This window comes from Rothia halotolerans (assembly GCF_004136635.1).
Classification (GTDB): domain Bacteria; phylum Actinomycetota; class Actinomycetes; order Actinomycetales; family Micrococcaceae; genus Rothia; species Rothia halotolerans.
Window position 1 is genome coordinate 378,971 of record NZ_NOIU01000002.1, and the last position, 13,629, is coordinate 392,599.

At 69.1% G+C, this 13,629-nt stretch carries 14 protein-coding genes; 6 read left to right on the forward strand and 8 right to left on the reverse strand.

Annotation, left to right across the window (positions count from 1 at the left end; all coding sequences use genetic code 11):
- The first annotated feature begins 39 nt into the window (after positions 1–39).
- Positions 40–1,122 (forward strand): quinone-dependent dihydroorotate dehydrogenase, encoded by a 1,083-nt coding sequence (locus tag EWV39_RS06680; RefSeq protein ID WP_272947833.1) that lies wholly within the window; start codon positions 40–42, stop codon positions 1,120–1,122.
- Between the two features lie 160 nt (positions 1,123–1,282).
- Here the strand turns inward: EWV39_RS06680 and EWV39_RS06685 are convergent, their stop codons facing one another.
- Complete coding sequence (locus tag EWV39_RS06685) at positions 1,283–1,870, reverse strand: DUF3043 domain-containing protein (protein WP_129658009.1); 588 nt, start codon at positions 1,868–1,870, stop codon at positions 1,283–1,285.
- 60 nt (positions 1,871–1,930) lie between these two features.
- Here EWV39_RS06685 and EWV39_RS06690 point away from each other — a divergent pair, with 60 nt between their 5' ends.
- The 5 genes from EWV39_RS06690 to EWV39_RS06710 all read left to right on the forward strand — a co-directional run bounded on the left by EWV39_RS06690 (position 1,931) and on the right by EWV39_RS06710 (position 7,076).
- Positions 1,931–3,361: a dipeptidase gene (locus tag EWV39_RS06690; RefSeq protein ID WP_129658011.1), complete on the forward strand. Its 1,431-nt coding sequence runs from the start codon at positions 1,931–1,933 to the stop codon at positions 3,359–3,361.
- A 76-nt stretch (positions 3,362–3,437) separates the two neighbouring features.
- Complete coding sequence (locus tag EWV39_RS06695; protein WP_129658013.1) at positions 3,438–3,803, forward strand: HesB/IscA family protein; 366 nt, start codon at positions 3,438–3,440, stop codon at positions 3,801–3,803.
- Between the two features lie 286 nt (positions 3,804–4,089).
- The gene (ctaC, locus tag EWV39_RS06700) at positions 4,090–4,947 is read left to right on the forward strand and encodes an aa3-type cytochrome oxidase subunit II (RefSeq protein WP_129658015.1); all 858 of its coding nucleotides are present in this window, start codon (positions 4,090–4,092) and stop codon (positions 4,945–4,947) included.
- Between the two features lie 10 nt (positions 4,948–4,957).
- Positions 4,958–6,664: an aa3-type cytochrome oxidase subunit I gene (gene ctaD / locus EWV39_RS06705; RefSeq protein WP_129658017.1), complete on the forward strand. Its 1,707-nt coding sequence runs from the start codon at positions 4,958–4,960 to the stop codon at positions 6,662–6,664.
- 10 nt (positions 6,665–6,674) lie between these two features.
- Entirely contained in the window at positions 6,675–7,076 is a 402-nt protein-coding gene (locus tag EWV39_RS06710) for a cytochrome c oxidase subunit 4 (protein ID WP_129658019.1), read from the forward strand.
- Between the two features lie 125 nt (positions 7,077–7,201).
- Here the strand turns inward: EWV39_RS06710 and EWV39_RS06715 are convergent, their stop codons facing one another.
- From EWV39_RS06715 to ctaE, 7 genes are all read right to left on the reverse strand, one after another.
- On the reverse strand, positions 7,202–7,819 hold the full coding sequence (locus EWV39_RS06715; RefSeq protein WP_129659132.1) for a methylated-DNA--[protein]-cysteine S-methyltransferase: 618 nt from the start codon (positions 7,817–7,819) through the stop codon (positions 7,202–7,204).
- A gap of 5 nt (positions 7,820–7,824) precedes the next feature.
- Positions 7,825–8,319, reverse strand: a complete 495-nt coding sequence (locus tag EWV39_RS06720; RefSeq protein ID WP_129658021.1) for an RNA polymerase sigma factor — start codon at positions 8,317–8,319, stop codon at positions 7,825–7,827.
- Positions 8,320–8,397: 78 nt separating this feature from the next.
- On the reverse strand, positions 8,398–8,928 hold the full coding sequence (locus EWV39_RS06725) for a methylated-DNA--[protein]-cysteine S-methyltransferase (protein WP_129658023.1): 531 nt from the start codon (positions 8,926–8,928) through the stop codon (positions 8,398–8,400).
- A gap of 434 nt (positions 8,929–9,362) precedes the next feature.
- Entirely contained in the window at positions 9,363–10,991 is a 1,629-nt protein-coding gene (gene qcrB, locus EWV39_RS06730) for a cytochrome bc1 complex cytochrome b subunit (RefSeq protein ID WP_129658025.1), read from the reverse strand.
- Positions 10,992–10,993: 2 nt separating this feature from the next.
- Positions 10,994–12,082 carry a cytochrome bc1 complex Rieske iron-sulfur subunit gene (qcrA, locus tag EWV39_RS06735; RefSeq protein ID WP_129658027.1) on the reverse strand — a complete coding sequence of 363 codons (1,089 nt, stop codon included), beginning with the start codon at positions 12,080–12,082 and terminating at the stop codon, positions 10,994–10,996.
- A 52-nt stretch (positions 12,083–12,134) separates the two neighbouring features.
- Positions 12,135–12,932 carry a cytochrome bc1 complex diheme cytochrome c subunit gene (gene qcrC / locus EWV39_RS06740; RefSeq protein WP_129658029.1) on the reverse strand — a complete coding sequence of 266 codons (798 nt, stop codon included), beginning with the start codon at positions 12,930–12,932 and terminating at the stop codon, positions 12,135–12,137.
- Between the two features lie 52 nt (positions 12,933–12,984).
- Positions 12,985–13,623, reverse strand: coding sequence for an aa3-type cytochrome oxidase subunit III (gene ctaE / locus EWV39_RS06745; RefSeq protein ID WP_129658030.1), 639 nt, complete (start codon positions 13,621–13,623; stop codon positions 12,985–12,987).
- Positions 13,624–13,629: the final 6 nt, after the last annotated feature.

The window sequence follows — 13,629 nt, forward strand, 5'->3', positions numbered from 1 at the left end:
TAGCCGGTCTCGGAACCGGCCTCAGAGCAGGAGATTTCTGTGCCCCGTATCTATCCGGCCTTCTTCAAGATCGCGTTCTCCGGCATGGACGCGGAGCGCGCCCATCACCTCGGCTTCTCCGGGATCAAGGCGAGCAAGCGCAGCGGCGCCTCCCGGGCGCTGCGCGCCGTCGCCCGTCCCGATCGCTCGCTCGAGACCCGGGCGATGGGCCTGACCTTCCCCTCGCCCTTCGGGCTGGCGGCCGGCTTCGACAAGGGGGCCACCGGCGTCGTCGCCCTGACGGATCTGGGCTTCGGCCACGTCGAGGTCGGCACCGTGACGGGCCGGGCGCAGCCGGGCAACCCCGCGCCGCGGCTCTTCCGGCTCGTGGAGGACCGGGCCGTGGTGAACCGGATGGGCTTCAACAACGACGGCGCCGCGGCCGTGGGTCCGCGCCTGGCCGCCGCGCACGCCGACTTCGACGACCAGTACGGCAGCGGGACCCGCCCGGTGGTGGGCGTGAACATCGGCAAGACGAAGGCCGTGCCGCTGGAGGATGCGACCGAGGACTACCTGGTGAGCACCCGGACCCTGGCGCCCCAGGCGGACTACCTCGTGGTCAACGTCAGCTCCCCGAACACCCCGGGCCTGCGCACCCTCCAGGCGCGCGAGAGCCTGGCGCCGCTGCTGGAGGCGGTGGGGAAGGAGGCCGACCGCGTGGCCGGGCGGCACGTGCCGCTGCTGGTCAAGATCGCCCCGGACCTCACGGACGGGCAGCTGGAGGAGATCGCCGGGCTCGTCCCGGAGCTCGGGCTCGACGGCGTCATCGCGACCAACACCACGATCGAGCGGGAGAGCCTCGGCCTGGTGAGCGACCCCTCCTCGGTCTACGCCTGCGGCGAGGGCGGGCTCTCCGGGGCGCCGTTGGCCCCGCGGTCGCTGGAGGTGCTCCGCAGCCTGCGGGGGCTCCTGGGCCCGGAGCCGACCATCATCTCGGTGGGCGGGGTGAGCACCGCGGAGGACGTCCACGAGCGCCTGCGCAACGGCGCGACGCTGGTCCAGGGGTACACGGCCTTCCTCTATGAGGGGCCGTTCTGGGTCTCGCGGATCAACCGCGGGCTCAAGAAGCTCATGGCGGGCTGAGCCGCTCGCCGAGGCCCTCGCAGTTCCCGCGGGGCGACGCCGCCCGCATCGGGGAGGCGAGGGGCCGAACGGGAGACGCCCGGGGCCGGGCACCGCGGCGAAGCGGTGCCCGGCCCCGGGCGTTCGGAGGGCTTCGGGCCCAGCGCCCGGCGGTCTCGGATCAGGAGGGCTGCTCGCCCCTGCCGACCTGGGGCTTGGGGAGCCGGAGCCGGCGGATCATCATCATGCGGTTGGTCATGTACCAGGCGGAGCCGGGCTCCACGGCGCCGAACTTCTCGAGGATGCGCCTCTTGGTGCCGCGCCACTTGAAGAACGTGTCCAGGATCCACAGGATGATCACGGCCCACATGAAGACCATGGAGTACTGCTGGATCTCCGGGGGCAGGAACAGGCTCAGGACGAAGACCGCGATCAGGAAGATCAGGAAGTAGTCGCCCATGTTGTACCGGGAGTCCACCGAGTCGCGGATGAAGCGCCGCTGGGGACCGCGGTCGCGGACCGGCAGGTAGCGGTCGTCGCCGGTCTGCATGGCCTGGTTCTGCCGGATGCGCGCATCGCGCGCGGCCTCGCGGCTCGCCTGCTTGGCCGCGCGCCGATCGTCGGGCACCAGGGGCCGCTTGCGCGCGGCCTCCTGCTCCCTGCGCGTGGGGGTGGGGCGGCCCTTGCCCGCGGGTTTCGCGGCGGCCTCTTCCTGCTGGGCCGCAGGCGTCGCCTCGGCCGTGGAGTTTCTCTTCTTTCTACCGAACACCCCTCCATGCTACCCATCCGGCGCGTGCGGGCTCGTCAGCCTCGGGCATAGGCTGGCTTCATGACGACTGATGAGCAGAACCAGCACAGCGACGACACGACCTCCGACGCCGGCCCCGCGGCCCTGCGGGAGGACCTGAGCAGCCAGCGCGAGCGGATCCTCGAGGAGCTGGCGGCCCTGGTGGAGATCCCCTCGGTGGCCTGGGACGTCCACGACGCCGGCGAGGTCTGGCGCAGCGCCCGGGCGGTCGCGCAGCTCGCGGAGGAGGCGGGCCTCCCCGAGGTGGAGATCCTCACCTCCGCCCGCCCGGACGGCGAGCAGGGGATGCCGGCGGTCGTGGCGCGCCGCCGCGCGGCTCCGGGTCGGCCCACGGTCATGCTCTACGCCCATCACGACGTCCAGCCGGTCTCCGACCCCGGCGAGTGGAAGACCGAGCCTTTCCGCGCGACCCCGGTGGGAGACCGCCTCTACGGCCGCGGCGCCGCCGACGACAAGGCGGGGATCATGGTCCACATCGCCGCCGTCCGCGCCCTGCTGAGGCTGCACGGCCAGGAGCCCGGCGTCGGCATCACGCTCTTCGTGGAGGGGGAGGAGGAGGCCGGATCGCCGAGCTTCGAGAACTTCCTCCACGAGCACCGGGAGAAGCTGGCTGCCGACGCGATCGTCGTCGCCGACTCCGCGAACTGGAAGCGCGGCGTGCCCGCGCTGACCTCGAGCCTGCGGGGCGTGATCTCCGGGACCGTGCGGCTGCGGGCCCTGGGCCACGCGCTGCACTCCGGGGTCTTCGGCGGCCCGCTGGTCGACGCGAACGTCGCGATGATCCGGTTGCTGGCCACGCTGCATGACGAGGACGGCGCGGTCGCGGTCCCCGGCCTGGTGCGCTCCGCCGACCCCGAGCTGGACTACCCGGAGCGGGACTTCCGCGACGACGCCGGGATCCCCGAGTCCCTGCGCCTGGCCGGCCGCGGCTCGATCGCCTCGCGGCTGTGGAGCCAGCCCGCGCTGTCCGTGATCGGCATGGACGTCACGCCGGTCGAGCAGTCCTCCAACACCCTGGCCGCCTCCGCCCGGGCCCGGGTGAGCCTGCGGCTGGCCCCGGGCCAGGACCCCCACGAGGCCCACCGCCTGCTGGAGGAGCACCTGCGGGCCAACGCGCCCTGGGGCGCCGAGGTGGAGTACGACGCCGGGGAGGCCGGCCGTCCCTTCGAGGCGGACACCAGCTCGCCCGCCGCCCGCGCCGTCCTGGCCTCGATGCGGCAGGCCTGGGGCGTGGAGCCGGTGCTCACCGGCCTCGGCGGGTCGATCCCCTTCGTGGCCTCGCTGGTCGAGACCTTCCCCGAGGCCGCGATCCTCATCACCGGCGTCGAGGATCCGGACACCCGCGCCCACAGCGCCAACGAGTCGCTGTACCTGCCGGACTTCTTCAAGGCCGCGGAGGCCGAGGCCGCCTTCCTGCACGGAATGGCCGCGAGTCCGGAGGCGGGGGAATAGCCGTCCGCCGACGGGCGTTGACGCTGACAGGATCCCCAGCGCTAAGCTGGAACCGCACGAGAGGCAAGGAGCATCCATGACCGTAGCGACTGAGAACACCGACACCGAGCTGCCCACCCACGGCGTCATCCTGACCGACGTCGCGGCGGGGAAGGTCCGCTCGCTCCTGGAGCAGGAGGGCCGGACCGACCTGCGGCTGCGAGTCGCCGTGCAGCCCGGGGGCTGCTCGGGCCTGATCTACCAGCTCTACTTCGACGAGCGCTTCCTGGACGGCGACGCCGTGCGCGACTACGACGGCGTCGAGGTCATCGTGGACCGCATGAGCGTGCCCTACCTCGAGGGCTCGACCATCGACTTCGAGGACACCATCCAGAAGCAGGGCTTCTCCATCGACAACCCCAACGCGCAGGGCTCCTGCGCCTGCGGCGACTCCTTCAACTGAGCCGTCCGCGGCCGTCGAGCCCAGGCCCCTCCCCGTCACGCGGGGAGGGGCCTCTTCGTGTCAGGACTCACAGGCGTCCTCCAGGGGCCCGTCAGGCCGTGCCGGGAGGCGATGTCGCAGCCTGCAAACTCCCAGGGGAGGGGTTAGTCTGGTGACACGGTGTCAGTGCGAACTCCCGGCTGCGGGTAAGATGAGGCACAGACATTGCGACTGCGGCCGTCCGGTGCTGATGACCCGCACGACGGCAGTTCAATCACACGCATGCAAAGAAGAGGAAGGGCAGTCTGTGAGTTCGCAGAATCGGACCGGCTCCAGGCGGGTCAAGGGCACAGTCGCCATTGGCTCATCCGCGGCTGTAGCTCTGCTGATGACGGGGTGCGGGGACGTCGCCCAGCGGGGGTTCCTCCCCACTGAGCGCGGGACCACCAACCACGTCGACACCATCATGGATCTCTGGGTCGGTTCATGGATCGCCGCGCTCGTCGTGGGCCTGATCACCTGGGGGCTGATGCTCTGGTGCATCATCGCCTATCGCCGCCGCAAGGAGGACACGGGCTACCCCCGCCAGATGGGCTATCACCTGCCCCTGGAGATCTTCTACACGCTGGTCCCGATCATCCTGGTCGTCAGCCTCTTCTCCTTCTCGGACAAGGTCGAGCGCGATATCACCGCCCGCTCGGACGACCCCGACGTGACCGTCGAGGTCTACGGCAAGCAGTGGGCCTGGGACTTCAACTACCTGGACTCCGACGTCTACTCCTCCGGCGTGCAGGCCCACCTGACCGGTGAGGACGGCGTCGAGGAGACCCTTCCGGAGCTGTACCTGCCGGAGAACTCCGAGGTCGAGCTGGTCCTGAAGTCGCGCGACGTCAACCACTCGTTCTGGATCCCCGCCTTCCTCCAGAAGATGGACACCATCCCCGGTCAGACCAACTACATGAGCTTCGAGACCGGCGGCTCCGGCACCTACCAGGGCAAGTGCGCCGAGCTCTGCGGCGAGTACCACTCCGAGATGCTGTTCAACGTCGAGGTCCTCCCGCAGGACGAGTACGACGCGCACATGCAGCAGCTCAGCGACGAGGGCAACAACGGGCGTCTCGGCGACGAGTACAACCGCAACCCGAACATGAACGAAACCAGCTAGGGGAGTACCGGTGTCTACATTCGAGTATTCAACGGACGAAACCACAGTTGCTCCGCGTACGGTTCCCCGATCCAAGGGGCGCGTCGTGGTCAACTGGATCACGTCCACCGATCACAAGGTGATCGGCTACATGTATCTGATCACGTCCTTCGTGTTCTTCTGCCTCGCCGGCGTCATGGCCCTGCTCATGCGCCTCGAGCTCTTCTCTCCGGGCATGCAGATCATGGAGACGAAGGAGCAGTTCAACCAGCTGTTCACCATGCACGGCACCCTGATGCTGCTGATGTTCGGCACCCCCGTGTTCATCGGCTTCGCCAACGTGATCGTGCCCCTGCAGATCGGCGCGCCCGACGTCGCCTTCCCGCGGCTCAACGCGCTGGCCTTCTGGTTCTTCCTGTTCGGCTCGCTGATCGCCATCGCGGGCTTCATCACCCCCCAGGGCGCCGCCTCCTTCGGCTGGTTCGCCTACGCGCCATTGAACTCGACGACGTACAGTCCGGCGGTCGGTGGTGACCTATGGGTCTTCGGCCTGGCCCTGCAGGGCTTCGGCACGATCATGGGCGGCGTCAACTTCATCACCACCATCCTGAGCATGCGCGCCCCGGGCATGACCATGTGGCGCATGCCGATCTTCAGCTGGACCACCCTGATCACCGGCATCCTCGTGATCATGGTCTTCCCGCCCTTCGCCGCGGCGCTCTTCGCGCTGGGCATGGACCGAAGGCTCGGCGGGCACATCTTCGACCCGGAGAACGGCGGAGCCATGCTGTGGCAACACCTGTTCTGGTTCTTCGGGCACCCGGAGGTCTACATCCTGGCTCTGCCATTCTTCGGCATCGTCTCCGAGATCATCCCGGTCTTCAGCCGCAAACCGATCTTCGGCTACAAGGGGCTGGTCTACGCGACCATCGCGATCGCCGCGCTGTCCGTGACCGTGTGGGCCCACCACATGTACGTGACCGGCGCCGTGATGCTGCCGTTCTTCGCCTTCATGACCATGATGATCGCGGTCCCGACCGGCGTGAAGTTCTTCAACTGGATCGGCACGCTCTGGCAGGGGTCCCTGACGTTCGAGACACCCATGCTCTGGGTGTTCGGCTTCCTGATCACCTTCCTGTTCGGCGGCATCACCGGCATCATCCTGGCGACCCCGCCGCTGGACTTCCACCTCTCCGACACCTACTTCGTGGTGGCTCACTTCCACTACACGGTGTTCGGCACCGTCGTGTTCTCGGCGTTCGCCGCCTGCTACTTCTGGTGGCCCAAGTTCACCGGTCGCATGCTCAACGAGCGCCTGGGCAAGATCCACTTCTGGCTGCTGTTCATCGGCTTCCACACCACCTTCCTCATCCAGCACTGGCTGGGCGTCGACGGCATGCCGCGTCGCTATGCCGACTACCTGGTCGAGGACGGCTTCGAGTGGATGAACCAGCTCTCCACCATCGGTGCGATGATCCTGGCGACCTCGATGATCCCGTTCCTGTGGAACGTGTACACGACCTCCCGCAACGCGCGGAAGGTCGAGGTGGACGACCCGTGGGGCTTCGGCGGCTCGCTCGAGTGGGCGACCTCCTGCCCCCCGCCGCGCCAGAACTTCACCGCTCTGCCGCGCATCCGGTCCGAGCGCCCGGCGCTGGACCTGCACCACCCCGAGCTGTCCACCAACCACGACGTCGCAGCCGCCGCCCGCAAGGCAGCAGCCACCGTGAATTCCTAGGAGTCAACGAATGCGCGAAAACGGAATCATCTTCGGGCTGCTGTTCGTCTTCCTCATTCCCGTGACGCTGGTCTACGGCATCATGACGAACTTCGAGGAGCTCGTCGGCTTCCCGGCCCTGATCCTCACCGCCCTCATGTCGGCCTTCCTGGCGTTCTTCTTCATCTACACGGATCGGAAGCACCCGGATCAGCCCTCCGACAACCTGGACGGCGAGGTCGTCGACGCCGCGGGCGACTACGGCTTCTACTCCCCGTGGAGCTGGTGGCCCCTCCTGCTCGGGATCTCCTGCGCGGTGGCGTTCATCGCGCTGGCGATCGACTGGTGGATCCTCATGGTGATCGTGCCGGTGGCGATCGTGGCGCTGGCCGGCTGGGTGTACGAGTACAGCCGCGGCAACCACGCCCACTAGGGCGCGGACGCCTCCCCACGGCCCTCGGCCGTGAGGGAAGACGAAGGCCCCGGATGCTTGACGGCATCCGGGGCCTTCGTCCGTTCAAGGGCCTTCCCGCGGCGGTGCAGGAGGGGCCAGGGGGCTCAGAGGCCCTCGTGGCGCTCCAGGCAGAGGAGGCTCCGCTTGGCCTCCGTCCCGCCGACGTAGCCGCCCAGGGCGCCGTCCGCCCGCAGGACGCGGTGGCAGGGGACGATCACGGGCAGGGGATTGGTCGCGCAGGCGGTGCCGACGGCGCGCACGGCCCGGGGCCGCCCGAGCGTCGCGGCTACCCGGCCGTAGCTGATCGTGCTCCCGTAGGCGATGCTCGGCAGGTACCGTTGGACCTCCCCGCGGAAGCCCGTGGAGAGCCGGCGGTCCAGCGGCAGCTCGAACTCCCGGCGTCGGCCCTCGAAGTACTCCTCGAGCTGCCGTGCGGCCTCGTCGAGCCTGGAGGGGCTCTGGAGCACCCGGGGGCCGACGGCGTCCGCGAGGCCCTGCAGGACCCCGTCGAAGCCCTCGCAGGCGTATCCCAGCCGGACGACGCCCCGCTCGGTGGATGCCACCAGGAGCCGGCCGAGGGGCGAGTCGAGGAGGCGGTAGGCGACGTCGAGCTCCCCGGCTCCGGCGGCCTCCTCGCCCAGGCGGGCGCGGAGGCGCTCCAGGGCGCGGGCGTCCACGCCGAACAGCTCCTCGGGCGGGGTCTCGAGGGGATGGTCCTGCATGTCCTTCATCGTGGCTCCTCCTTCTCGGGCGCGGCGGCGAGCCGGCGCCGCAGGGTCTTGACGCCGTCGGCGGCGGCCCGCCGCACGGAGGCGCCGGAGCCGCCGATGATCTCGGCGGTCTCGGCGTGCGGGAGCCCGCCGAGGTAGTGGTAGGCGATCGCCAGCCGCTGCCGCTCGGGCAGGGCGGCGACGAGGCGCCAGACCTCGCCCTCGTCCTCGCCGGGGAGGCCGAGCGCGGAGGGGGACTCGGGAAGCTCGGCGCGGGGCACGGCGCGGCGGGCCCGGGCGCGGATCAGGTCGATGCACTTGCGCTGGGCCACGCGCACCAGCCAGGCCTGCGTGTTGGTCCCCTCGGCCAGCTCCGGCCAGGCGCGCAGGGCGGCCATGAAGGTCTCGGACCAGGCGTCCTCGGCATCGGCCCCGGGGCCCAGCACCGCGCGGCAGACCCGCAGCACGACGGCGCCGTGCCGGGCGACCGCGTGCTCGAAGGGCGTCCTCACCGGTCCGCCCTCCGCTCGGGGCGTCGTGGTCCTGGAGACGTCATGCCCTCCCCGGCCGGGGTCACGAGGCGCGGGAGGTCAGAACAGTCGCGCGTCCGCGGCATGGGCCGGCTCCTCGAGCTCGAGCAGGATGCGTTTGCGGTCCAGGCCGCCGGCGTACCCGGTCAGGGACCCGTCGGCGCCGACGACGCGGTGGCAGGGGATCACGACGCTGAGGGGGTTGCGTCCCACGACCTGCCCGACCCGCTGGGCCAGGTGCCGGTTGCCCATCCGCTCGGCCAGGGCCCCGTAGGTGGTGGTCTCGCCGAAGGGGATCTGGCGGAGCAGCTCCCACACGCGGAGGGAGAACTCGTCGCCCCGCGGGGACAGCGGCAGGTCGAAGTCGCGGCGTCGGCCCTCGAGGTACTCCCGCAGCTGCCGTCCCGCTTCCTCCAGGAGCGGGTCCCCTGCGGCGTCGGCCGAGGGACCCAGTTCCGCTTGGCCGGGCGGGTGCCGGTGGCCGGGGAAGTAGAGGCCGGTGAGCGCCTCGCCCCGCGCCGTGCACAGGAGGGAGCCGAGCGGCGTCTCCAGGGCGGCGTGGCGGGGCTCCGGGTCGGGGGTGTGGATCATGGCGGTCTCCTCGGTGGTCTCAGGATCTTCGTCCCTCATCCAGCAGACGCCGCGGCGGGGCGGAATGTGAGGTCCGGGTCGGAGATTACCCGGGCCGGAAGGTTAAGGGGGACAGGATCGGGAGGAGGGAGCGGATCATGGGTCAGCCGCGCGGGGCGGCCCAGTGATTCCGACCGATCGGCTTCGTCGTCTTCGAGCCTCCAGGATATCCCTCGCCCGGGGCAGCCAGCCGGGAAGATCGCTCGCCCGGGGAAGACGGCCGAGGAAGAGAGGCAGAGGAAGGGGGAGCGTCCTCGTCAGAGGCCGCCCGCCACCCGGGGTGATATGGGAGCCGGCCTCCCTCGGACTGGCCTCGAGGACCCCGGGAACGGCGAAGAGCCGGACCCTCCCCATGACGGGGAGGGCCCGGCTCGGAACCGATGCGCCGCGCGCGATCAGTGCTTGCTGGCCTCCAGCTCGTGGTGCTGGTGGGCCGCCTCGAGCTCGGCCGGGGTGACCGGTGCGACGCGGTCCTCGAAGAACAGCCTCGAGATCTTGCCGCGCACCTTCTCGCCCTGGGTGACCTTGCCCTTGGCGTTGGGCCGGGCGGGCTCGTACACCGGGGAGTTGAAGGACACCAGGCGGTACCGGGCGTAGTCGTCGAGGGGCTCGTGCACCTCGATGTACTCGCCGTGGGGGAGCTGGACCACGCGGCCGGTCTCGACGCCGTGGAGCACCAGCTCGCGGTCCTTGCGCTGCAGCGCCAGGCAGATCCGCCGGGTCACCTCGAAGGTGATGAACGGTCCGAAGATGAACAGGAACCGCAGCACGTACAGGACGTCGTTGAACGCCACGTGGAAGTGCGTCGCGATGAGGTCGGAGCTCGCCGCCATCATCATGATCGCGTACCAGGTGATGCCCGCCACGCCGGCGCCGGTGCGGAAGGGAGCGTTGCGCGGACGGTCGAGGATGTGGTGCTCGCGGTTGTCCCTGGTCACCCAGCGCTCGATCCACGGCCAGGTGAAGAAGAGGCCGAGCAGGATCGCCGCCGGGATCATGGGCAGCAGGACCGCGAAGACCCACGTGCCGCCGAGCTCCAGCTGCCAGTGCCACGGCCAGGCGCCGGGCATCAGCCGCAGGGCGCCGTCGACCCAGCCGATGTACCAGTCCGGCTGCGTGCCGGCCTGGACGGGGGAGGGATCGTAGGGGCCGTAGTTCCAGATCGCGTTGATCGTGGTGGTCGAGGCCAGCAGGGCGAGGATGCCGAAGACGATGAAGAAGAAGCCACCGGCCTTGGCCGCGTAGACGGGGCCGACGGGGAAGCCGACGACGTTCTTCTCGGTCCGGCCCGGGCCGGGGTACTGGGTGTGCTTGTGCACGACCACCATGAACAGGTGGATCGCGACGGTGAGCAGCAGCAGCGCCGGGACGATCATGATGTGCAGCGTGTAGAGGCGCCCGATGACCATGTGGCCGGGGAACTCGCCGCCGAAGAAGAACAGCGAGAGATAGGTGCCGACCAGCGGGATCGCCTTCATGACGCCGTCGATGATGCGCAGGCCGTTGCCGGAGAGCACGTCGTCGGGGAGGGAGTAGCCGGTGAAGCCAGCGGCCATGGCCAGGACGAAGAGCGTGCCGCCCACGACCCAGTTCAGCTCGCGCGGACGCCGGAAGGCGCCGGTGAAGAACACGCGCATCATGTGCACGGCGATCGCGACGACGAACAGCAGCGCGGCCCAGTGGTGGACCTGGCGCATGAACAGGCCGCCCCGGACGTCGAAGGAGATGTTCAGCGAGGACGCGTAGGCGCCCGACATCTCCACGCCGTGCATGGGCACGTAGGAGCCGTCGTAGACGACGGTGTCCATGGTGGGGTTGAAGAAGAAGGTCAGGTACGTCCCGGAGAGGATCAGGATGATGAGGCAGTAGAGCGCCACCTCACCGAACATGAAGGACCAGTGGTCCGGGAAGATCTTGCGGCCGAACTCCTTGACGATGCCGGACATCCCGACGCGGGAGTCCACGAAGTTCGCGATGTGGCCGGTGCGGGTCGCCGGCTTGTATTCATTGACTGCGTTAGACATGATCAGGCCTCACTCGCCATTTCTTTCTTCTGGCGGCCACGCTCCCAGTAGGCCGGGCCGACCGGCTCGTGGAAGTCGCTGCGGGCAATAAGGTAGCCGTCCGAGTCGACGGTGATCGGCAGCTGCGGCAGCGGGTGGGCAGCGGGGCCGAAGATGACGGCGCACTCGTTGGCGGCGTCGAAGGTCGACTGGTGGCAGGGGCACAGCAGGTGGTGCGTCCGCTGCTCGTAGAGGGCGATGGGGCAGCCCACGTGGGTGCAGACCTTCGAGTAGGCGATGATGCCGTCGTAGTTCCAGTCCTCGCGGTCGGCGGAGACGTTCAGCTCCTCGGGCTTCAGGCGCATGAGCAGGACCACGGCCTTGGCCTTCTCCTCGAGGTAGCCGTCCTGGTGGGAGACCTCCAGGAGGTTCTCGGGAAGCACGTGGTAGGTCGAGCCCAGGGTCACGTCGGCCGCGCGGATCGGCGTGCCCGAGGGGTCGCGGACCAGGCGGATGCCCTCGTCCCACATGGTGTGGGAGAGGACGCGGGTGTCGATCGGGCCCAGCTCGCGGAACAGCGTGATGAAGGACAGCGGGGCGAGGATGATGGCGCCGATCAGGGTGTTGCGGATCAGCGGACGGCGCTTGATGCCGGACTCGTCCAGGACGGTCTCCACGATCTCCTGGGCGTCGGCCCGGTCCTCCTCGGCGCTGACCTCGTGGCGCATCTCGACCAGCTCGTGGTCGGGCATGAGCGTGCGGGCCCAGTGGACGATGCCGATGCCGATGCCGAACATGGCGAAGGTGACGCCCAGGCCCAGCAGGAAGTTCTGCAGGCGCAGCTGCGAGGTGGGATCCGGGTTCATGACATCGTAGAAGTCGCCGTCCACCCGGACGGCGAAGAAGCCGATGAAGAACAGGATCGACCCGAGGATCGAGAGCACGAACAGCCAGGCCACCTGGCGCTCGGCCTTCTTGGCGCGGCGGGGGTCGACGTCGGTCAGACGCGGCGGGTGGTGGGGGAGTCCCGGGTTGGGGAACTGCTCCTGCTCCTGCTGGGAGGTAGTAACGGCGTCGGAAGGCTCCGGTGCCCCGTCACGATGGCTAGCCATGTGTTCCTCTTACTTCCTTGGTGCGAGATCTTATCGGTGTGATGCGGCGTCGTTACGCCGAGCGGGAGGTCAGCCAGACCGTGAAGCCCAGCACGATGGCCAGCCCGACGGTCCAGATGAACAGTCCCTCGGAGACGGGCCCCAGCGAGCCGAGTCCGAAGCCGCCCGGGGTGGTGTTGCTCTCGAGCGTCTTGAGGTAGGTGATGACGTCGCGCTTCTCATCGGGGGTGATGTTCGCGTCGTTGAACACCGGCATGTTCTGGGGGCCGGTGTCCATGGCCTCGTAGATGTGCTGCTCGGAGACGCCCATCAGCGTCGGCGCGAACTTGCCGCGGGTCAGCGCGCCGCCGGCCCCGGCGGCGTTGTGGCACATGGCGCAGTTGGCCAGGAAGACCTTGGCGCCGTTGGCGGCGTCGCCCTCCGAGACGTCCAGGTACTCGTCCTCGGGGATGGCGGGGCCGGAGCCCAGGGAGGCGACGTAGGCGGCCAGCTGCTGGGTCTGCTCCTCGTTGAACTGGCCCGGCTTGATCTGGGCCTGGGTGCCCTGCATCTGCATGGGCATGCGGCCCGTGCCCACCTGGAAGTCGACGGCCGCGGCGCCGACGCCGATCAGCGACGGGCCCTCGTCGGTCCCCTCGGCGCTCGTGCCGTGGCAGGTCGCGCAGTTCGAGTTGAACAGCTTCTCACCTTCCGCGATGTCATCTGCGGAGTAGGCGGCGCCGCCGGTCTCGGCCTTCGCTTCATTGGTGGCAGTGGCAACTGCGTAGAGGCCACCAGTGAGCAGCAGGGCGATGGCCAGCAGAGCGATGGCCGCGAACGGGTGACGTCGCTTCTGGGAAAGAGCCTTCACGTCGATAGATCCTTTGTTGTGTGAGTGCGTGTGCGAGTGCTGGTCTGGTCCGCTACTTCAGGAAGTAGACGACGAGGAACAGGACGATCCACACCACGTCGACGAAGTGCCAGTAGTAGGAGACCACGATCGACGACGTCGCCTCGTAGTGCCCGAACCGCTTGGCCAGGTACGCGCGCCCGATGATGAACAGGAACGCGATGAGGCCGCCGGTCACGTGCAGGGCGTGGAAGCCGGTCGTGATGTAGAACGCGGAGCCGTAGGGCCCGCTGGCGATGGTCACGCCCTCGGAGACGAGGGTGGCGTACTCCATGGCCTGGATGCTGACGAAGAAGGCGCCCATCACGAACGTGAGGAAGAACCACTCGATCATGCCCCACTGGCCGACCTGCCAGATGGCGCCCGAACGGCGCGCCTTGAGCTGCTCGGCCTTGAAGACGCCGAACTGGCAGGTCACCGAGCTGAGCACGAGCACGATGGTGTTCCCCAGCGCGAGGGGGATGTCGAGGAGGTCAGCACCCTCCGCCCACGCCTCGGGGGAGGTCGCGCGCAGGGTGAAGTACATGGCGAATAGTCCGGCGAAGAACATCAACTCGCTGGCGAGCCATACAACGGTCCCGACGGACACGATGTTGGGCCGGTTGAGAGTCGGTGACGCCGGCGTACTGGGAGTCTGGGTTGCAGTTGTCACACAGAC